The organism is Lyngbya aestuarii BL J (assembly GCF_000478195.2).
Taxonomy (GTDB): Bacteria; Cyanobacteriota; Cyanobacteriia; order Cyanobacteriales; family Microcoleaceae; genus Capilliphycus; species Capilliphycus aestuarii.
Genome location: NZ_AUZM01000029.1, coordinates 17475 through 38577, shown reverse-complemented (window position 1 = coordinate 38577; position 21103 = coordinate 17475). Strand labels below are relative to the sequence as shown.

At 40.4% G+C, this 21103-nt stretch carries 17 protein-coding genes; 14 read left to right on the top strand and 3 right to left on the bottom strand.

The genetic code is table 11. From position 1 onward, the window contains the following. Positions 1-112: 112 nt before the first annotated feature. Positions 113-2464, bottom strand: a complete 2352-nt coding sequence (locus M595_RS13850) for a glycosyltransferase family 4 protein (RefSeq protein ID WP_023066921.1) — start codon at positions 2462-2464, stop codon at positions 113-115. A 164-nt stretch (positions 2465-2628) separates the two neighbouring features. Continuing rightward, complete coding sequence (locus M595_RS13845; RefSeq protein WP_040484098.1) at positions 2629-2937, bottom strand: hypothetical protein; 309 nt, start codon at positions 2935-2937, stop codon at positions 2629-2631. Here M595_RS13845 and M595_RS13840 point away from each other — a divergent pair. The 9 genes from M595_RS13840 (at position 2916) to M595_RS13800 (ending at position 15307) form a co-directional block, all read left to right on the top strand. After that, positions 2916-4046 carry an AI-2E family transporter gene (locus tag M595_RS13840; RefSeq protein WP_023066947.1) on the top strand — a complete coding sequence of 377 codons (1131 nt, stop codon included), beginning with the start codon at positions 2916-2918 and terminating at the stop codon, positions 4044-4046. The two genes, M595_RS13845 and M595_RS13840, sit on opposite strands and share 22 nt — an antisense overlap. 42 nt (positions 4047-4088) lie before the next feature. Next, on the top strand, positions 4089-5345 hold the full coding sequence (locus tag M595_RS13835) for an FIST signal transduction protein (protein WP_040484097.1): 1257 nt from the start codon (positions 4089-4091) through the stop codon (positions 5343-5345). A gap of 195 nt (positions 5346-5540) precedes the next feature. Beyond that, complete coding sequence (locus M595_RS13830) at positions 5541-9275, top strand: response regulator (RefSeq protein ID WP_040484096.1); 3735 nt, start codon at positions 5541-5543, stop codon at positions 9273-9275. Continuing rightward, positions 9268-9645 (top strand): response regulator, encoded by a 378-nt coding sequence (locus tag M595_RS13825; RefSeq protein ID WP_040484095.1) that lies wholly within the window; start codon positions 9268-9270, stop codon positions 9643-9645. The genes M595_RS13830 and M595_RS13825 overlap by 8 nt, the downstream gene beginning before the upstream one ends. Before the next feature lie 190 nt (positions 9646-9835). Further along, entirely contained in the window at positions 9836-10903 is a 1068-nt protein-coding gene (locus M595_RS13820; RefSeq protein ID WP_040484094.1) for an adenylate/guanylate cyclase domain-containing protein, read from the top strand. Positions 10904-10941: 38 nt separating this feature from the next. Next, on the top strand, positions 10942-11472 hold the full coding sequence (locus M595_RS13815; protein WP_023066895.1) for a Ycf51 family protein: 531 nt from the start codon (positions 10942-10944) through the stop codon (positions 11470-11472). A gap of 63 nt (positions 11473-11535) precedes the next feature. Next, a complete protein-coding gene (locus M595_RS13810) occupies positions 11536-12627 on the top strand; it encodes an O-fucosyltransferase family protein (protein WP_152983576.1) in 1092 nt (363 codons plus the stop codon). Between the two features lie 216 nt (positions 12628-12843). Beyond that, complete coding sequence (gene typA, locus M595_RS13805) at positions 12844-14634, top strand: translational GTPase TypA (protein WP_023066929.1); 1791 nt, start codon at positions 12844-12846, stop codon at positions 14632-14634. Between the two features lie 466 nt (positions 14635-15100). Further along, complete coding sequence (locus M595_RS13800; protein WP_023066902.1) at positions 15101-15307, top strand: hypothetical protein; 207 nt, start codon at positions 15101-15103, stop codon at positions 15305-15307. A 139-nt stretch (positions 15308-15446) separates the two neighbouring features. On the opposite strand, the gene M595_RS13795 is transcribed toward M595_RS13800, so the two are convergent. Continuing rightward, complete coding sequence (locus tag M595_RS13795) at positions 15447-16649, bottom strand: Coenzyme F420 hydrogenase/dehydrogenase, beta subunit C-terminal domain (protein ID WP_023066939.1); 1203 nt, start codon at positions 16647-16649, stop codon at positions 15447-15449. A gap of 619 nt (positions 16650-17268) precedes the next feature. Between M595_RS13795 and M595_RS13790 the strand changes: the two genes are divergently transcribed. The 5 genes from M595_RS13790 to M595_RS13770 all read left to right on the top strand — a co-directional run bounded on the left by M595_RS13790 (position 17269) and on the right by M595_RS13770 (position 21101). Further along, a complete protein-coding gene (locus tag M595_RS13790) occupies positions 17269-17748 on the top strand; it encodes a PspA/IM30 family protein (RefSeq protein ID WP_023066900.1) in 480 nt (159 codons plus the stop codon). 182 nt (positions 17749-17930) lie between these two features. Next, entirely contained in the window at positions 17931-18524 is a 594-nt protein-coding gene (locus M595_RS13785; RefSeq protein WP_023066919.1) for a hypothetical protein, read from the top strand. Between the two features lie 11 nt (positions 18525-18535). Beyond that, a complete protein-coding gene (locus tag M595_RS13780; RefSeq protein ID WP_023066906.1) occupies positions 18536-19105 on the top strand; it encodes a hypothetical protein in 570 nt (189 codons plus the stop codon). Between the two features lie 131 nt (positions 19106-19236). Further along, complete coding sequence (locus M595_RS13775) at positions 19237-19794, top strand: hypothetical protein (RefSeq protein ID WP_023066905.1); 558 nt, start codon at positions 19237-19239, stop codon at positions 19792-19794. 359 nt (positions 19795-20153) lie between these two features. Beyond that, positions 20154-21101, top strand: a complete 948-nt coding sequence (locus M595_RS13770; protein WP_023066898.1) for a calcium/sodium antiporter — start codon at positions 20154-20156, stop codon at positions 21099-21101. The last annotated feature ends 2 nt before the right edge of the window (positions 21102-21103 follow it).

Here is a 21103-nt window from a genome sequence, read left to right as displayed (position 1 = left end):
AGATTAACTTCCTATCTAGATCAACTTTTCTCAAACTAACCTTGTAGTCTGGATGACAACCGATCATTTAATTTTTCATCGAATCAACTTTTTTCTGTCATCCACCCTACTTTTAAAAAATGACGGTCAGCAATTGATCGACAACGTGTTTCCAAGTAAAATTGTTGGCGACAAATTGGGGTAAATTCTGATAAGCTTGATTTCGGAAACTAGAATTTTCAATCATCGCCTCCATCAACTCAATTAAATGTTGGGTATTGGGTTCGAGGAAAAACTTAATATCTCCATTTTTTTCAGTATTAACTTTAAGTTTACTGTCAATTTTCCAAACAAACTCCGGTTGAACAAAATCATCCGTTGAACCTCCCTCTGTACAAATAACAGGTAAACCACAAGCCATTGACTCTAATACGGGAAGATTAAAACCCTCCGCAGAATAAGGCGAAACATAAGCATCAGATCCTTGGTAAAGTTCCGCCATTTCTAACGCCGATAAACTCTCTCCAATATAATACATTCGAGATTTAATTCGTTCAAGTTCGGCTTCTGTTAAAATATTTTTACTAGCTTTTTGAATTGATTCTTTAGAGGGAAAAATTGCATCTCTGCCTTTAAGAACTAAGCGAATATCGGGATACTTTTCAGCTAAAATAGCAAAGGCTTTTAATAACCGTTCAATTCCTTGACGTTCATTCCACATCACCCCAATATTGAGAAACACAAAAGCATTATTCCATCCAAATCGTTGACGTAAAGCTTGACGTTGATCCGGTTTTAAGGGATAATAAATATTAGGTTTAACTCCTAAAGGCACAACAACAACTCGTTCTGGATCAGCACCACTATTGAGAAATCCTTGTTTTGACCAATGGGAAGAAGTAACAATAACTGTATCAGAACTTAGATGGGCTTCTCGGAAGGAAGATACTCTCATTCCTCTTAAAATAGATTGGGGAACAACACCCCATTCTGTACAAGCAAACATAAACGTTTTTTGACTGCGAGAATTTGCTAAATTAAACGGACAATGGACTCGTAATGTCACATCTGAAGCTTGATTTTCGGTTGCTAAAGGAATCTTTTTCAAAGCGTGTTCATCTTCGGGAGAGAGTAACCCTTCGACGGCTTTCCAACTCTCGCTAACATAAGGCATATCTTGATAGAAAAGTTGAATATCATCTCGTTGATTAAGTTCCAAAAGTTGATAACTATTAATTAAAGCATAAGAATGAGGAATGAAACGCCAACCTTCTACAAGCAAACTTGGCTTTTGGGTTGAAACAGAAGAAAAGTGATGATCTACTTTTTTGGGTAAATTTCTAGACGTTTTACAGACTTCTAAGAGTTGATCAACTGTATGTTTCCATGTATAATTTTCTTGAACAAATTGAGGTAAAATTTGACGGGCTTGCTGACAAATTTCCGGTTTTTCAATCACTTTTTCCATTAACTCAACTAAATGTTCCCAGTCGGGATGTAGGAAGAAATGAAGGCGTTGGTTAATAATATGACTCCTAAATTTACTCTTAATTTTAAAGCTAAAATTAGGGTGAATAAAATCATCTGTCGCACTACCATCCGTAGAAATTATCGGTAAACCACAAGCCATTGCTTCTAAAGCAGATAAATGAAAACTTGAAGCCACAGTTGGACAAACATAAGCATCAGCCGCTTGATAAAGTTGTGCCATTTCTTGAAAAGAAAAAGTCTCGCCAATATAGGCAATATTCGGTTTTATTTTGGCGACTTCCGCTTCACTGAGAATACTTCTACTCGCGGTTAAAAGAGATTGTTTAGACGGATATAGTGCGTCACAGCCTTTTAAAACTAATCGAACCTGGGGATAAAGTTCGACAAGGGAAACAAACGCTTTTAATAGAGGACGAATACCATTTCTATCTTCCATTGGACTAACGTTTAAAAAGATAAAATAGTCATCCCATCCTAATTTTTGACGTAGGGTTTTTCGTTCTTCTGGCGTTAAGGGTTTATAAATATTGGGGTCAACCCCCCAAGGAACAACAGCAATTTTATCGGCTGCAATTCCACTGCGAATTAATCCAGATTTTGACCAAGAAGAAGGTGTAATTAACGTTGTATCTGAGTCGAGATAAATCGAACTTCCTAAATATTTTGGGGTGAAACTTTCATCGAGTAGAGTTCCCCATTCTGCCATTGCTAAAATAACAGTTTGCGAAGCATTAGAAGATTTTAAGTTTAAAGGTTCAGCCATTCTCAGCGTCACATCTGCGAAGGGAGAAACCGTTTGATGGAGTTGATCAAAATATTGTTGATTGGTTGAGTTCAATAAACTCTGAACTCCTTGCCAATTTGAGTTAGAATAAGGGAGATCTTGAAAAGAGAGTTGAAGTTTCGGTCGCCGCAACATTTCCAAGAGTTGAAATTGATTTGCGATCGCAATATAATGAGGAATAAAACGCCAACCTTCAATATGAATTTGCATAAGTCAAAATAGATTATTAAGGCAGTTTAGAAGTCATCAGCGAGATTGAGCTTAAAATTTTACAATGATTTGTATAACTCTCAACCTCTGATTTGAATTAAACATTATAAACTTAAAAATACAGGAGTAACCGTAATTAAACTCAATTAATCTCCCCTTGAAATTTAACCTTGAAAGATCAATATTTTTTCGCTAAAATTAAAATTTTGATGGAAATCATTTGAATACTTAGATTTGAAAAAAACAATCCATATTTTATTTAAAATACTCAAAATATATGATAAAATAGCACAAAATTTAACTCCTCTTGATTGTACCGTTAACCCCATTAAAAAATCCCTGAATCTATCCTGCTGTTCATTCCCATTCTTCCCCGTCCCAATCGCAATCGCCAACCCCTTCAATCCCCCTGACATGAAAAACACTGTAATCAATCCTTGAGACTCGACCCATGACTGATGATGAACGTCCATTAACTTCAGATCGTCGCATTACCCTATCACTGTCTAATGTCGTGCTAGTGTTGTTAGCGGTATTCGCTTTAGTGCTGCTTTGGCAACTTCAAAGCTTAATTGTACTGCTAATGATCTCGGTCGTTCTCGCCGCTTCAATTGTACCTCTTGTCGATTGGGCAGAAGCCCAAAGAGTTCCCCGTTGGTTAGCCGTCATTTTAGTTTATTTAACCCTAATTGCGGGATTAACCGGATTTGGTCTAGTCGTTGGCCCGCGTGTATTTGACCAAATCAACTTATTAGTGCGTCAACTGCCCCTATTTTCCGAACGAATTGTTGATCTTGCCAGTGCTTTAGCCAGTCGCCTGGGCGAAGACACCCCCGCCTTAATCGAAGATCTGATTGATACCCAATCTGTCACCAACTGGATCATTGGTTCTAGTCAACAACTGCTGCTGCGATCCTATAGCATCACACGGGGTATTGTCGGAGGCGTATTCAGCCTGATTATTGCCCTGTTCGTCTCGGGGTACATGGTCGCCGATAGCAACACCCTGATCAAAAGTTTAGTCCAACTCTTTCCCTACCCGTGGAACGAACGACTCAACGCCCAAGTCAGCCAAGTCAGCCGTCGCATGGGGGGATATATTCGCGGGCGCTTACTCGTTTCAGGAATTTTAGGCGTTGCCACCACAATGGGGTTAGGATTTTTAGGGCTGCGAGAATTTGCACTCGGTTTAGGTGCGATCGCAGGCGTAACCAACCTCATCCCCTTTCTCGGGCCAATTCTCGGGGCAATTCCCGCCCTGATCGTTGCCCTCGCCAAAGGAGGATTTCTATTTTTCTGGGTGCTACTTCTGTACGTGATCGTTCAAAACGTTGAAACCTACGTTCTTGATCCCTTATTAGTCGGAACCTCCGTGGGAGTTCATCCCCTGTTTCAACTGTTGTCTGTCTTAGGGGGTGTACAAGTGTTAGGAATACTGGGCGCTTTAATCGTTCCACCTTGGTTTGCAGGTGTCGCCGCCCTCGTCGAAAACCTCTATTTAAAACCCAAACAAGAACAAGAAAAGCTCAAAAAAACTCAAGAAGCCCAGGCATTAACCCTCACCCCCGAAAGACGGGGATAATTGACCTCGTACCCGTGCCTAAAAACTGCAATCTTGAAACCCATGAAATTGGAAACCTTTTTCTGGCATCCTCAAAACGGATGGTCATCTCATACCCTTCCCCCACTCGACTCAAAACACACCTTAGTTCTAGTCTTTGGTGCAGTCGAGTTGATCGATCATCCTCATCCCATTGAACACCTCAAACAAACCTATCCCCAGTCTCACCTAATTGGGTGTTCAACTGCTGGAGAAATTTTTGATACCCTATTATTCGATCACACCCTCTCAGTAGCGGTTGTGCAGTTTGAACAGACTCAACTCCGCAGTGCCAGTTGTCTCCTTGATTTCAGTCAAGGAATTGGCAGTCTGGACTCCTATCGTGCAGGTCGAACCCTCGCGGCTAAACTCAATTCAAACGACTTACAAGGCGTATTCATTCTCGGGGATGGACTATTGGTCAATGGTAGTGAACTGATTCGGGGATTCAATTCTACCATTAACCCCGGTTCTAAACCCTCTCGAACCCTACCGATTACGGGGGGATTAGCCGCAGATTATCACCAGTTTCAGCACACCTGGGTACTCGCTAACGGGGTTCCGACCAGTGGTGCAGTCGCAGCCGTTGGGTTCTATGGAGAACAGATACAAATCGGCTTTGGTTGTCAAAGTGGATGGACAATATTCGGCCCTGAACGTCGGGTAACTCGCTCTAAACACAATATTCTCTACGAACTTGATGGTAAACCCGTCCTAGAATTGTACAAAGAATATTTAGGCGTACAAGCCCGAGATTTACCCAAGAGCGCTTTATTTTTTCCGCTTGCTGTTCATACCGCATCCACCCGCAAAGCCAGTGTCAGAACGGTTGTGAGTCTCGATGAGGATACTCAGTCAATGCGTTTTAGTGGCAATATTCCCCAAGGCGCACTCACCCAACTCATGCGCGGAAACTATGAACGACTCGTCGATGGGGCAATAGTGGCGGCATTAGTCAGTCGTAATAGTCTGCAACGCCAGATCAGACAAGGGAATCAAAAACAAGAAAATGACTCTAACCGTTCCCAAAACGAACCCACACTTGCAATTTCAATCAGTGGTTCAGGACGTAGACTGGTTTTAGGGGAGCGAACAGAGGAAGAACTAGAAGTTACACTGGAAGAGTTACCCGCCCACACTCAACAAATTGGCTTTTATTCCTACGGCGAATTTGCTCCCTACGGTGTGGAAACAATCTGTCAACTCCATAATCAAACGATGACCTTAACCCTGATTCGAGAAAGTCCCAATACTCGCCCAAAAACAGTTCTTAACGGTTAATAACAGCTTACTGCTTAGTGATCTATTAATCGGCAGTGTTACAGCTTTTCCTCGTAAGATTTAATGTGACCTACCCCGTCTCAAAATGCCTTTGCGCTTTGACATTGTATCGATTTGCAAATACTGCCTTCTGGGTCATCCTTGATTTTTTGTCTCAAATTAGACTAGCACTTTAGCGAATCATTACCAGGAATTATGCATCCTTTGCTTCAGCGTCAACTCAAACGGCTTGCTCTTAGCGAAAACACGCCTCCAAGCAATGCTGTCGCCTGGCAGGAATTCCTCAATCATATCAGTCGTAGCTATACCGAAGCCGATCAAGAGCGATATCTGATGGAGCGATCGCTGACCCTCTCCTCTCGGGAAATGCTAAAACTGTATGAGCAGCAACGACAGGAAACTGAAACTCGTTTGGCGACAGAACGAGATCGACTGCTTGCAGTGATTAGTTCTTTGGGAGCGGGATTGTGTATTCTAGACCCAAATGGCTGTCTCCTGTCGATGAACCCAGAAGCTGAACGCTTACTCGGATGGAAACAGCCGGAACTTTTGGGTCAACCTTTATTACAGCATATTGCCTCCCATTCTCAACTGTCTACGGTAGATTTTCCTTGTACGTTTCAAGACTGCTTAGATTGTTTGCCTTCAGAGTCTCCTGAGCTACAAATTCTCAAATCCAGTGACGATCAATTTCGCTGTAAAAATGATGCCATTTTAGCGGTTTCCTACGTTCTCAATCCGATTCTCGATCATGAAACTTTGATCGGTGCGGTGTTGGTTTTTTTCGATATTACCGATCGCAAACGCGCCCAACTCGAAGCCGAACGATCACTGTCTTTATTACAAGCCACTTTTAATGCGACTGATGCCGGAATTGTTGCTTTGGATCGAGGGGGAAAAGTTTGTAACTTCAATCAAAAATTTGTCGAAACGTGGCAAATTCCAGAGGAAACTTTAAAGCCTCCTCACGAACAATCAGCGCTAACCTTTGTACTCCGAAAACTGAAATATCCACCTCGGTTTCTTAATACCGTGATGCAACTGTCGGCTGCACCTAAAACGCCAACCTATGATATTGTTGAGTTTAAAGACGGTCGAATTTTTGAAGTGTATTCTCATCCCTCGAAGGTAGGAGAAAAAATAGTCGGTCGGGTTTGGAGTTTTCGTGATATTACTGAGCGTAAACGGGTAGAAAAATCTCTCAAAAATCGTGTTGAGTTTGAACAGTTAATTACTAATTTATCGACCTATTTTATTAGTTTAAGTATTGATGAAATAGATGCCGGAATTGAACAGGCTCTTCAAAAAATTAGTACATTTATTGGGGTAGATCGCGGTTATATTTATCTATTTCCGAATCCAGATACACCGATGAAATTCCTCTATGAGTGGACAACCTTAAAAGCCCATGAAATCCAGGAAGAATCAATAGAAACATCCAATAAAACCAGTCAACTAATTGATATTTTAGAAAATCGTCTCCAACCCAATCATCCCGAAGCCGAACTGAATTCTGCAAGCATTCCTTGGATTATGGAACAATTAAATCAGTTTAAGAGCATTCATTGTTTGGCTGGTGATTTATCAGAAAAGGCTCAAGCTGATTTACAATATTTGCAACAGTTTCACACCACTCATAGTCCTTTTGACGATCAAAAAACATCTCCAGAAAACTTACAATATTTAACCATTATTCCGTTGGTTTGTAGTAAAACCGTTGTCGGCTTTTTACGTTTTGATGCGGTTAATTCTGCTTTTGCTTGGTCATCCGATAGCATCGCCTTATTAAAAATGGTCGCGGAAATGTTTTCTAACGCCATTGAACGGAAACGAACAGAAGCCGTGATCCGACAAACAGAAGCTAAATATCGAAGTATCTTTGAAAATGCAGCCGAAGGCATTTGTCAAACCACGCCTCAAGGTCGTTATCTCAGTGCTAATCCCGCTTTAGCTCGGATTTTAGGCTATGCAACACCAGCCGACTTAATTGAGGGAATTACTGATATCAGCAAACAAGTTTATGTCAAACCCCATCGACGGGCAGAATTTATTGCGGAAATGCAAGCGAATCCAGTGGTTTCTGGCTTTGAATCTCAAGTTTATCGTCAAGATGGTAGCATAATCTGGATCTCAGAAAATGCTCGGGCTGTACGAGATGCCACAGGCCGAATGATCTGCTATGAAGGCACTGTCGAAGATATTACCGAGAGCAAAGAAGCCTCTGTTGCGCTCAAACAAGCCAAAGAAGCTGCCGTCGCCGCGAGTCGAGCGAAAAGCACCTTTCTCGCCAATATGAGCCATGAATTGCGAACCCCTCTAAATGCGATTATCGGCTACAGCGAAATTTTAACCGAAGAAGCTGAAGATTCTGGGTATCGAGATCTTGTACCGGATTTAGAACGAATTTGTAAAGCCGGACGTAATTTGCTCACCCTGATTAATGATATTCTCGATATCTCCAAAATTGAAGCGGGTCGGATGGATTTGTATCTGGAAGATTTTAGTATTTCCGCTTTGATTGAGAGTGTTATTTCAACGGCTCAACCTCTCGTCGATTGCAACAGTAATACCTTAGAAGTTGAGTGTAGTGATCAGATTGATATTCTGTACGCCGATATCACCAAAGTTCGACAAATTTTATTAAATTTACTGAGTAATGCGGCAAAGTTTACCACAGGAGGTCAGATTAAATTAACAGTCTCTCCCCAGCCCACAGAATCTCAAAATCTGGAAAATTCCGACTCTCCCACTACAGCACCTGCGTTGATTCGGTTTCAAGTCAGCGATACGGGAATTGGGATGAGTCCTGAACAACTTGATCTGCTATTTCAACCTTTTACTCAAGGTGATGCGTCTACAACCCGTCGATATGGAGGAACGGGATTAGGCTTAACCATTAGTCAACGCTTTTGTCAGATGATGGGAGGAACCATTACGGTAGAAAGTCAACTTGATTGCGGTTCGACCTTCACGATTATTCTACCCAGGGAGGTCAAACAGATAAAGCAGCAAAGTACAGAATCACTCGATGAGTCTGATCCGCAACCGAAGCAGGAGACTTCTCCGACTCGCGATCACCATTCGGGATCTTCCCCGGTTACAGCTGATCGCTCCAATACCATTTTAGTAATTGATGATGATTTGATGGCGCGAGATTTAATTGTGCGATCGCTCACCCGAGAAGGGATGAAAATTGAAACCGCATCTTCAGGACAAGAAGGACTCCGCAAAGCAAGAGAACTTCATCCGGATGCGATTACCCTCGATATTATCATGCCGAATATGAATGGTTGGGCTGTATTGTCTGCCCTGAAAGCCGATCCAGAGTTAGCCGATATCCCGGTAATTGTGTTATCCTTCATCAGCAATAAAACTCGGGGCTTTGCATTAGGTGCATCGGACTATGTGATTAAACCGGTTGATAGCAAACGTCTAGCTAATCTGGTGAAAAAATATCAGCCTCTACTTCAGGATAATGATCACAATGCAGTCAATCACATTTTAATTGTGGAGGACGATCCGCTCACCCGTCAAAAGCTCGGAAAATTTTTAGAACAAGAGGGTTGGCAGGTTGATCAAGCCGAAGACGGCTCGGCGGCTTTGAAACAACTGACCCAAAAGACACCCAGTTTAATTTTATTGGATTTGGTCTTACCTCAAATCAATGGTTTTGAGCTGATTGATATTTTACGCAATACTCCAGAGTGGGCTAATATACCGATTATTGTCACCACAGCTATGGACTTAACGACTCGAGAAAGCTCCCAACTTCAAGGTTGTGTAGAGCAAATTTTGCAAAAAGGAAGTTATAACTGTGATGATCTGTTGCGTGATATTCAGGGGCTAGTCAATGCTAGTCTAAAAATATCATCCTTAATTACACCCAGTTTCAATACTGAACTATCAACGCAAGAATCAGATCATGGCTAAGATTTTGTTGGTTGAAGATAACGAAATGAACCTAGATATGCTAAAACGCCGTCTCAGTCGTAAGGGATATGAACTCCTGATCGCGGTTGATGGGGCTGAAGGAGTAGAACTGAGTCGCTCTCATCAGCCTGATATCATCCTGATGGATATGAGTTTACCTGTGATGGATGGATGGCAAGCCACACGTGAGATTAGAAACTATCCGAAAACGAAACATATACCTGTGATTGCCCTAACAGCTCATGCGATGGCTGGCGATCGCGAAAAGTGTATGGCTGCTGGGTGTGATGACTACGACACAAAGCCCATTGAATTTCCCCGACTCTTAGAGAAAATTGAATCCCTATTAAAAAAAGCAACGAATCCCTAACTCAGCAGTTCTATTAATGATTGATCGAGCCGGGAATTGAATCTTTAATGGCATTACTAGACGACACAGGAGAGAATAAAGACTCTACTCACTGTTTAAAGCGGTGTAATTGCTCCCATCCTATCAAAAGTCTCTTGAGTTTTGCTCAAACCCAAAGAAGCTGTGAGAAGGACATTTATCCTAAAGCCAGATGAACGCTGACCTAGAATCATCTCTTGTTCTCATCGTTGATGATAATGAGGTTAATCGTGACTTACTAGCCCGACGCATTACACGAGAAGGTTATCGAGTTATGCTGGCTTCTAATGGCTTTGAGGCGTTAGAAATGATGCGTTCTCAACCGCTTGATTTGGTGTTGCTTGATATCATGATGCCTCAAATGAACGGTTATCAAGTCCTAGAAGCGGTGAAAGCCGATCAGACTTTGCGCTACATTCCGATGATTATGATCTCAGCCGTTAACGATATTGAGAGTGTGGTGCGCTGTATTGAACTCGGGGCGGAAGATTATCTGTCTAAACCCTTTAACCCCGTATTATTACGCGCTCGTATCAACGCCTGTCTGGAAAAAAAACGACTCCGAGATCAAGAACGGGCTTATCTCAAAAAATTGGCTGAAGAACAGGAAAAGTCTGAACAGCTTCTGTTGAATATTCTCCCTAAAGCCATTGCAGAACGCCTCAAGCGCGGAGAAAGTACCATCGCTGATAGTTTTGACGATGTGACGGTTTTGTTCGGTGATATTGCCAATTTTACGAAGCTGTCGGCGGATCTCTCCCCGGCGCAATTGGTGGAGATTCTCAATCGCATTTTTTCTCTGTTTGATGAGTTGGCTGATAAGTACAACCTTGAAAAAATTAAAACTTTGGGAGATGCTTATATGGTTGTGGGTGGACTCCCTATTCCTCAAGCTAATCATGCCTCCGCGATCGCTGAAATGGCTCTGGAAATGCAATCGATTATTGGTCAGTTTAGCCTGAAAGTCGGAGAACCGCTACAAATGCGGATTGGGATTAATACAGGCCCGGTGGAAGCGGGTGTGATTGGGATGAAAAAGTTTACCTATGATTTGTGGGGTGATACGGTTAATACTGCTAACCGCATGGAGTCTCATGGCATCTCGGGGAAAATTCAAGTCACAGCTATAACCTATGAACGCTTGAAGGAAAAGTATCTGTTGGAAGAACGGGGTAAAATCACGGTTAAGGGGAAGGGAGAAATGATCACCTATTTTCTTACGGGACGAAAAGGGGAATAATAGGGAACTGTTACCCATTCGGATTGAACAACAAATTTATGTTATCTACGGCAGCACTGCTCAATTATTCTAAATGGATTGGCTTTTTTACTTTATTTTGTGCGTTTTTAATGGTACTTGGATTTATTTTTAAATGGGGGATTCGCTTTCGCTTGGTTGGGATCACGGCTTTTATGGGGGTTTTAACCGGTGGGGTCTTTGCTTTGGGTTTGGGACTGTTTAATCGGGTTGAGGTTCCGGGTGCGGTTCAATATTCTCGGGTTTATGATGATGGCGATCGCCAAATTGTTATTGTAGTTAAGCCTCAGACGACTCCCACGGAGTTAGAAGCGACGTTACAACAAGCCGGGGCGGATTTGTTTTCTCCGGGACGGGCAGGACGACCTGATGAACGTTTAACGATTCGGGCGCGGACTTTAATTCATCCTGAACCGGGGGTTTCTGAACCTGTTTATTTGGGTCAAGTTAGACGTTCATATTCTCCAGAAAAGGGTCAAGATTTAGAGGTTGATCTTTATCTGGAACGGTTTGCTCATCTCCAAGAAGTGATGGAGAATTCTCCGGCTTAGTTCGTCATTTCGATGCGCTATCTTTTATACAAAAATTATGAGTCAGGGTTGAACAATGATTTAATGTCTTTAGAGTTAGCCGTCGGATTAGCTTATTTGACTCAACGACGGCTTGTTTATTATGGTTCAGCCGGAGAACAAAGACAGTTAAAGTCGGTTTCAGGAGGACATTATCATCGGGTTCCAAAACATCGCCGAGGAATCGTTAATAACCAGAAAATTCCGACTATTCTTGATTTGTTAGATCCGTTGCCCGTTGACTGGATTAGTTATTCAGATTTTGTTCAAGAAAAGCAAACTCAAACTTTAAGTTTATCTCGCTTTGAACAGCGGTTAATTGACTCTGTTTTTGTGCCAAATCCTGGGGTTGTTATTCCTGATGTTTTAGAAGAATTTGCAGAAAATCGGTTTATTTTAAGAGATGTTGAACAGGATATTTGGCATTTAGAAAATTGTAATTTTGGGTTTTATTCTCGCTTTTTTTATTTGCCTCATCCTTCTCTTTATACTTTAATGGAATCGATTCGTCCTCATGCTATTTATCGGAGTTTAGCGGATAAAATTAGTGATAAACTCGGAAAATTTAACGGTATTCACGTTAGACTCACTGATTATCGTAAACATATTCCAGGCATTGACCAATATTATTCTCAAAAAATACTCAGCAATATTCAAGCTAATTTTAGCCCAGACGAATTATTAGTCATTTGTACAGATGAATCAGATAATAAAGCGTTTTTTGCTGAAATTATTAATAACTATAAAAACTATCTCTTTATTGATGAATTAATTATGACTGAATTTCTCGATGATTTCCAAGACTTACCCTTTACTGACGAACAAACTTTAGGGCTAATTTGTAACTTAGTCATGGCAAAAGCTGAAAAATTTGCCGGAACACTTCGTAGCACTTATACAGGCATTATTCATCGCAATTGGCTAAGAAATCGACTGCGGTTAAATCCTATCCTGTCCTCACTTTCCTTTCAATATATTGACAGTGGCTTTGATTCCCTAAGTATTGATTTTAAAGATGGGTTTTTTTTAGAAAAAGATCAGGGTTTATTTAGCTGGAACCGAATTCAATTACCCATTTCCTCAGCAGGTAAATCTTGGTATAGAGAATGGCCAGAATCAGTCGTGATCACGATCTAAAATTATTCTGAACACCGTCATTGTGAATGTCGTGAAGAATCTAGGATGTACGAGGAGATGATCTCAAACTCTCACGGCTGTTATCGGTTTCTCGCCCGAAAGAATAGTGAATTTCTCATTTGTAGCTATTTTAACGATCGCCAATGCGTTACAATTATTAAGATACGTCAACAAATGCCAATAATCTTAATATATTCTGCTATTAGGCACTAACCTATGTCTCTCCCCATTCGCAACGTTGCTATTATTGCCCACGTCGATCACGGCAAAACGACCTTAGTCGATGCTTTATTGAAACAATCCGGTATTTTCCGCGAAGGGGAAGATGTGCCGGACTGTGTAATGGACTCCAACGATATTGAACGAGAACGCGGCATTACGATTTTATCGAAAAATACAGCCGTTCGATACAAAGACACCCTAATTAATATTGTCGATACTCCGGGTCACGCCGATTTTGGCGGAGAAGTTGAACGAGTTTTAGGCATGGTAGACGGGTGTATCCTGATTGTGGATGCGAATGAAGGCCCGATGCCTCAAACCCGCTTTGTCTTGAAAAAAGCCCTAGAAAAAGGCTTACGTCCTATTGTCGTTATTAATAAAATTGACCGTCCTCGGGCTGAACCCTTTGGGGCGATTGATAAGGTTTTAGATCTGTTCCTCGAACTCGGTGCCGATGATGATCAATGTGAATTTCCCTATTTGTTTGCTTCCGGTTTAGAAGGCTACACCAAACGGGCCTTAGAGGATGAAGGGGTCGATATGCAGCCCTTGTTTGAAGACATCCTCGAACACGTTCCGCCGCCTGTCGGAGATCTCAATAAACCTCTGCAACTGCAAGTCACGACCCTAGACTATTCTGAATATTTGGGTCGAATTGTGATTGGTAAAATTCACAACGGCACTATCAAAGCTGGACAACAAGCGGCTTTAGTGGTCGAGAGTGGCGCAATTGTCAAAGGTAAAATTACGAAGTTAATGGGCTTTGAAGGCTTAAGCCGGATTGATCTCGAAGAAGCCACCGCAGGAAATCTAGTCGCTGTTGCCGGGTTCAGTGATGCCAATATTGGGGAAACGATTACCTGTCCGAACGATCCCCAAGCCCTGCCTCTGATTAAGGTCGATGAACCGACTTTACAGATGATGTTCTCGGTGAATGACTCACCGTTTGCCGGGCAAGAAGGATCTTACGTCACCTCTCGTCAGTTGCGGGATCGGTTGATGCGGGAGTTGGAAACCAACGTCGCCCTGCGAGTTGAAGAAACAGACTCTCCCGATCAGTTCATGGTGTCGGGACGGGGTGAACTTCACCTGGGCATTTTAATTGAAAATATGCGCCGGGAAAGCTACGAGTTCCAAGTCTCTCAGCCTCAGGTGATTTATCGTGAAGTTAGTGGTCAACCCTACGAACCGTTTGAATATCTGGTGTTAGATGTTCCTGAAGAGGCGGTGGGAAGTTGTATGGAACGTCTGGGCCAACGACGGGCGGAAATGCAAGATATGCGCGTTGGGGGGAATGGTCGCGCCCAGTTAGAGTTTGTAGTTCCGGCGCGAGGGTTGATTGGTTTCCGGGGTGATTTTATGCGAATTACTCGCGGGGCTGGGATTATGAACCACAGTTTCCTTGAATATCGGCTTCTCTGTGGGGATATTGAGACTCGCCGCAACGGGGTTTTAATTGCTTTTGAAGAAGGGGTGACAACCTTCTACGCGATGAAAAATGCTGAAGATCGCGGTTCATTTTTTATTACACCCGGAACTAAGGTGTATAAAGGGATGATCGTGGGTGAACACAACCGTTCTCAAGATTTAGATTTGAATGTTTGCAAGGCGAAACAGTTGACTAACCATCGTTCTGCAACCGGGGATGAACTGGTACAACTCCAAGCCCCTGTTGATATGAGTTTGGAACGGGCTTTAGAATATATTGGTTCGGATGAATTGGTGGAAGTTACACCTGAGTCTATTCGTTTGCGGAAAGTCAGTAAAAAGTTAGTCAGACGTTAAATATTCCTTAAAAGGCACGGCATCTTTCCTCAAAGATTGAAAGTCGTGCCTAACTAACTTTTGCTCAAAAGTTAAGATTTTCTGGAGAGAAAAATAGGCAGTGTGTCTCTCATTTGTAAGAGATTTGAGGAAATCATTTCTATTTTAGAGAAAAACTAAAAAGGGATCGTCGATTAACTAGAAACGCTTTGATTTGAATGAGTTCACCAGGGTGATAGTATCCTATTCTCCTATCAGCAAGTTAGCTTTTATTGACAACGAATTGATCAAGATGAGCATATACTTTTTGTAAAGAGATGCTATGATCTGATGAATTGGATCATTCTATTCATCTCCCCCAACCGCTGAACTTAAACGTAGAGCCACAGCGATCGAGGAAGACTTCGCTCGGGATTTATCCCGTATGCGTTAATCCACAAGCTAGGGACGCGCTTGATTTTAAACCTTTGAGAGGGGGCTGCCTTAAATGTTAATACCTGATTTAATCTATCTGTCAATTTCGCTTTTGGCAGTTGGTATCAGTGTGATTACCACCGATGAGATTGCTAAAATAATGGCTCGAGGAATTGCTTTGGTGTTTTTGTTCCTCAGCATTGCCTCGGCACCTTGGTTAGTTTTACTGATCATACTCGTTCCTTTACTGAGTTACAAGCTCACAGAACGATTTCAATAGAAACGTTTAAGACTAACCAGAAAAAGTTAATTTTGGCTTAAATCTTGTGACGGGGAAGGATATTTAATCTCTCCCCCGCCTCCGGCTTAACCCAAAAATTGAGTTTTAACTTAGACTTGAGGCTTTTATTTGTATTTGATCATTCTGGTAACTCATACTGCCCAACAATTCGTTTTGCAAACTCGGGAACGTGTGCTTCTAACTTTTCAGGATGGTTGCGCTTGACATAGAGATAGTTGCGCGTAAAGTGAGAATCTATCGAAAACCGAGCATATTCTAACCCTTTGGGGCCGATTTTTTCAATCACCACACCCATCAATTTCGCCGCCCACATCGGTAACGTTACGCCTTTGTCGTAAGCGGGAATACTTTGTTGAACGGCTGGTTGACGCTTGCCTTCGGTATGAACGGGTTGAGTGTCGAGTTGATCTGAAACTAAGTCTAACATCTCTTTGCCCGTGTCGTTACGAACAACAATCCATTGCCAACCAAAAGGCGCTCCCATATATCCTACCACGAGATCGGCTAAAGAGTTGACATAATCAAAACAACTCAAACAAGAGGGGGCGAAAATATCTTTGAGTTCTTTGGTATTTAACCCAAAAAAGGGAACTTTTTCAATCGTTCCATCTTCGTGTTTGAAGTGAACCCGAAAGTCTTGCATAAATTCATAATGTACGACAGTTTCGGGAGATTTACTGGTGGTTTCTAGAAACTTTTGTAAACCTGCGCGAGTCACATTATCAACACAAGGCGTTCCCAACACATAGAGTTTTTCTAATCCTAATTCTTTCTCAACTGCCCGCAGCGCTTGAATTTGACAACCTACACCAATCACTAATAACCGCTTCATTCCCGACTTTTCGATTTCTTCGAGAACGGAAAGATTTGGCGAAAGTGTTGGTTTGTTGACTCTGGCTGCTAGAATTTCTTCAGGAGTTCTCGCAATTACAGGCATCGGTTGAAAGCGATCTTCTTGAGTATTTTGAACACAAACAACGCCTTCTACAATTCCCTGAGTCAACATTTCACAGGCAATACTACTAACAATTCCCGTCCATTGGGCGCCTTCGATGGGCTGTTTTTTTCGCGCCGCCATCATCGTTTGATGAACCCCAAAATAGAGATCATCATCGTTTTCTAAATTGCGACTTTTCCCGTGTGTTTGGGTTTCGAGTTGGGTAATTTGTTGGTTGATGAAAGCGCAGGCTTCTCTAACGTAATGAACGTAATAGGTGTCACATAGTCCACACTCGCTACACAGTTCTTTAGCGGGACGGCGACTCCCTGGTTTCAATGCTTTGGCTTTCTGATGTTTGGGTGTTTCCTGTATTGCGGTCATTGAAACTTTGTTTATTATACCAAGTCTTAGGTTTATCACATTTTGTCACCCAGTTTCCCTTTTGTCATATTTTTTAAGGTTGAATATCAACGGCGTTGAGTTTGTATTAGAAAATAAGTCTATAAACGCATCAAATTAAATCGGTACGTTAGCCTAAGTAAATTCACGGACAAAAGATGTAAAAAATAAACGATAAAGTTCAGTGAAACCTCGAATAGTATAAAAGTAAATTTTGAGATACCTTATTAATAGAGATTTCTAAACTCTAAATTGCACAAACTAAGATTAGGTCATTATTCGGGTCTATCTAAATTATGAATGAAAACTTTGGTCTTATATTTCAATTCCTCCCAAAGCACTATAAACTCTTAATCGTATTCTCTCTTTGGTTTGCTTTGACTTGTGTTCTGTCTGGATGTGGTAATAGTTCTTGTGTGGGTTATTGTCCGTGCAACGGAATATTCTGCTAATTTTCAAAAATAAAAAATAGCCGAATCAAGTCTTTAGGATGCGTCAAACTTCTGTATTTGTTGATTCTAGAATTAACTAAACCGTTTGGCGCCTTCTTAGGAAATCAAGATTAACACTCAGAAATTTATCAACCTTCGAGGTTTATCTGATGGTGTACAACTTTATTCTCTTGGAAAGAGTCTTGAGATGGAACTTACAGGATATAGCAAAAATTGCTGAAAATCCTGATAAGCTTTTAGATTTGATGATTCTTAATATGCAAGAAGATCTCATCGAATTTCGTCAAGTCGTAGATCAAGCAACGGCTTCTCAAAAAAAGAACCAGCAACAATACAATCAATATAAATCTCAAGCGGATAAGTGGTTTTCTCGCGTTCAACTCGCACTAGAGAAAGGAAAAGATAACCTCGCTAAAGAAGCATTACAGCGTTACAAACAATATCAAGAACAAGCAGACGAAATGAAATTTACTCTCGATCAAGAAACCATTCAAGTTAATAATTTTCAGAATCACCTAATCACCTTTGAGAATCAAATATCGGAACTGAAAATCAAGCAAAAAAGCTTAAGGTATCATAAAAACAGCGAAAGCACAGAAAAAATGTTCGAGAAAACTATCACAATGTAGGGGCGGGTTCCGCGTTAATTGATGTTTCTCCAAAATAATATTACTAAACTCACCCTAATCATGTGACAAAATCAGAAGTGGATAGTAAGCCGATCAATTGCGACAACAATTAGATAAGATATAAATCAAGGCTCTTAAACTAGAGCGATGAAAAAATAATTGATTGAATGAGGAGAAAGAGTGTGTCTGATTTCAAAGAATACAGAAGTGTCAGTGAATTTCCTGCAAAAGCAGAGAATTTAACTCATGAAGAATTAATAGCAAACTATTATGATTTGCGTAATACTTACAGAAGTTTAACTGGTAGTCGGGGACAGCTTGTTCGTCGTCAAAGAGAGGCAAAAGAAAAAATTGTTATCCTTAATCAAGATATTCGAGAAAAAATCCAGCAGTTAGAAACTCTAGAACGAGAAAAACAAGAAATTGAGAGAATACTAGAAAGACGTAGCTTTGAACTCCAACAAAAAGATATCCAAAAGCAAGAACTTCAACAAGAACTCAATACAATAACTACAGAAATTATTTCTTTGAAAGAAGAAAGACAAGTAATTACAAATATGATTCTGAATTTAAAAAACACTTATGATGATGTTCAAGGAACAAATGGTATCTTGGGTACATTAGAACGTTTACAAGCAATAATGCGATCTGTTAAGTTTTTCTTGACTACAGATATTGGTGAACTGATTAAGCAGCAAAAATCAGAGATTAATTCTAATCCTGACAGCAAAGAAAATTCTCGTACCCTCGGGAAAAACTTATTAGATAATAAATAGGAATTAAAAAAATGCCGAATATTTTAGAAACACTGCAAGATGAAAGCCGCTTTGACAAAATAAATAAAAGTATTAACAAGGTTAATCAAGGCGTAGAAAATCTGAGCGATATTGCTGAAAATTTAGCCGATCAAACCGTTGATGCGGTTGAGTCTGGAATGCGGTTGGGATATGCTTATGCACAGGTTGAAGCGGTAGAAAAGCAATCTGATAGTTCTGATCAATATATCGATGTTGAGGTTGAATCTTTATTACCCAATACCTTTGAAGTTCTCGATCAAGAATATCTCAAAAATGCAGATTCTTGGACAAAAGACGCTTTAAAAGATCGTTTTGGGACTTGTCAGAAAGCTTATCGATATTTACAAGAGAATTATAATTTCAAGTTTAAACCCAGTTGGGATAAAGTTCTAGAAGCTTTTAATACGGGTGGAAAAAAGGAAAGTATTACTCTTGAACAGGAAGTAGAAACTTTAAAACAGACTGTAAGTTTACAACAACAGCAAATCAATAAGTTAGAATCTCAACTTAATGAAGTTTTGAAATTCCTGAATTCTACTAATTTTTCAAAAATGAAATAGTAGCTGAATTAAGCCTGTACATCTAATTAATTCGTTATCTGTGTAGGGATGGGTTCTGTCAAAATATATGTTTCTCACAAATAACATGATTAAACCCGTTCCTATTTTAGTATTTTTTATTGATAAAAATAATGAACAATCCTAACAATTTTGACATGATAAAACCCCTAACAGAATCAACAACATTTGCACTCGCAGGAGTGACAACAGGCGCCGGTTTAGCCACAACAATAGGAGGGATGGGGTTAGTTGGTGGGTTTGGTGGAGTTGCGGTGGGAAGCGTACCGATGACACTAACAGGTGGCGTTTTGGGTGTGGCGGTTTACGGTGCAAAACAAGCCATTCAACAATCAGATTCTTCTGTTATTTTACCTCTGGTTGGAGGTGCGATCGCAGGCGTAGGAGTCGCGAGTTTTGTGGGAGGAATGGGGTTAACGGTTGGGGGAACTGCGGTTAGTATTGGAGTGGTATCCGTCGCCACCGCAGGCGCTATTTTGGGGTTAGCTGGATATGGCTTTCAACAGATAATTGAACATCATTTAACCGTTCAAAATTCCCAAGCAAAACAATGGGAATATGCAATTTCTCGAAAACTTAATGAAGATTTAGCCGCAGCAAAAAAAGCAAAGTTAGAAGTAGATCAAGCCCAACGAGATAAATTTTGGAAACAACGAGATGCAGGATTATAGCCGAAAAAATCCTAATAGTTTCAAGATTGTAAACTCAAAACTCAGTTAATTTTGATCCGTCAGTATTTTTATTGGCTTTAAATTTTACTCATATCGTGTATAATAAGGGGTTAACCTGATAAATCTATCGAAAGAGAGTTGAAAAATTTTCTTTTTTAAGAGTTTTAAAAATACAAAATAAATTCCGGTATCATTCAAACACTTAAAAAGCAATTTAGTAAAAATTCGTAATATTATTCAATATTGGTAAAACAATGCGTTAACCTAAAAAATAAGTCTTAAATCGATTAATGATGATCTCAGAATTGATCGATTAATCTATTGTCGTCAATAATTACGTTTGTGGAGTCACTTTAAAAATGGTTGAATTGTTGATTTGGATTCTTGTCTTTGTTGTGAGTTTAATTGTTTTAATTAAATTTTCAGATATTTTTACAGAAACAGCGGGAAAAATAGGAGTATCTTTAGGATTTAGTCCGTTTATTGTGGGTGTAACTATTGTTGCAATTGGTACATCACTTCCTGAATTAATGTCCTCACTTTTTGCGGTTTATCAAGGGGCTACCGAAATTGTTGCCAGTAATGTAATCGGTTCTAATGTCGCCAATATTTTCTTAGTTATCGGTGTAGCGACGCTGTTGAGTAGTCCCCTAAAAATAACTTACAATCTCCTGGATGTTGATTTACCCTTATTTGTAGGTTCAGCATTTCTTCTCTATTTTACCCTATCAGACGGTGATTTTTCCTTTGGAGAAGCGATTCTTTGTATCTTAGCCTATATTATTCATCTGACTTATACAATTCGTTGTGGACAAGTTGAAACACCAGAAATGCCGAGTGATGGAAGCACTCGTTCTAGCTACTTATTCAAACAAGTTATTGTTCTGTTAATCTGCACCGCTTGTATGTTTTTGGGTGCAAATTTTACAATTCAGTCTATTATTAAAATAGCAGATATTTTAGGAATAGGCAAAGAATTAATTGCAATTAGTGCAGTTGCACTTGGAACTTCCTTACCCGAACTTGCGGTTACATTTTCCGCTTCTCGTCGAGGAGATGCAGAAGTTGCGATTGGAAATGTGTTAGGTTCTAATATTTTTAACTCCTTAATTGTGATGGGAGTTCCTGGATTATTTGAAGATTTAATTATTCCAGATACGATTATTAGAGATGGTTTACCGATGTTACTTGCATCAACATTATTATTCTTTTTTGTGACTCAAGATAAGAAAGTTACAAAATGGGAAGGATGGCTCTTTTTTGTTTTGTATGCTTGGTTTATTGGTCATCTGTTTGACTTAATTTAATC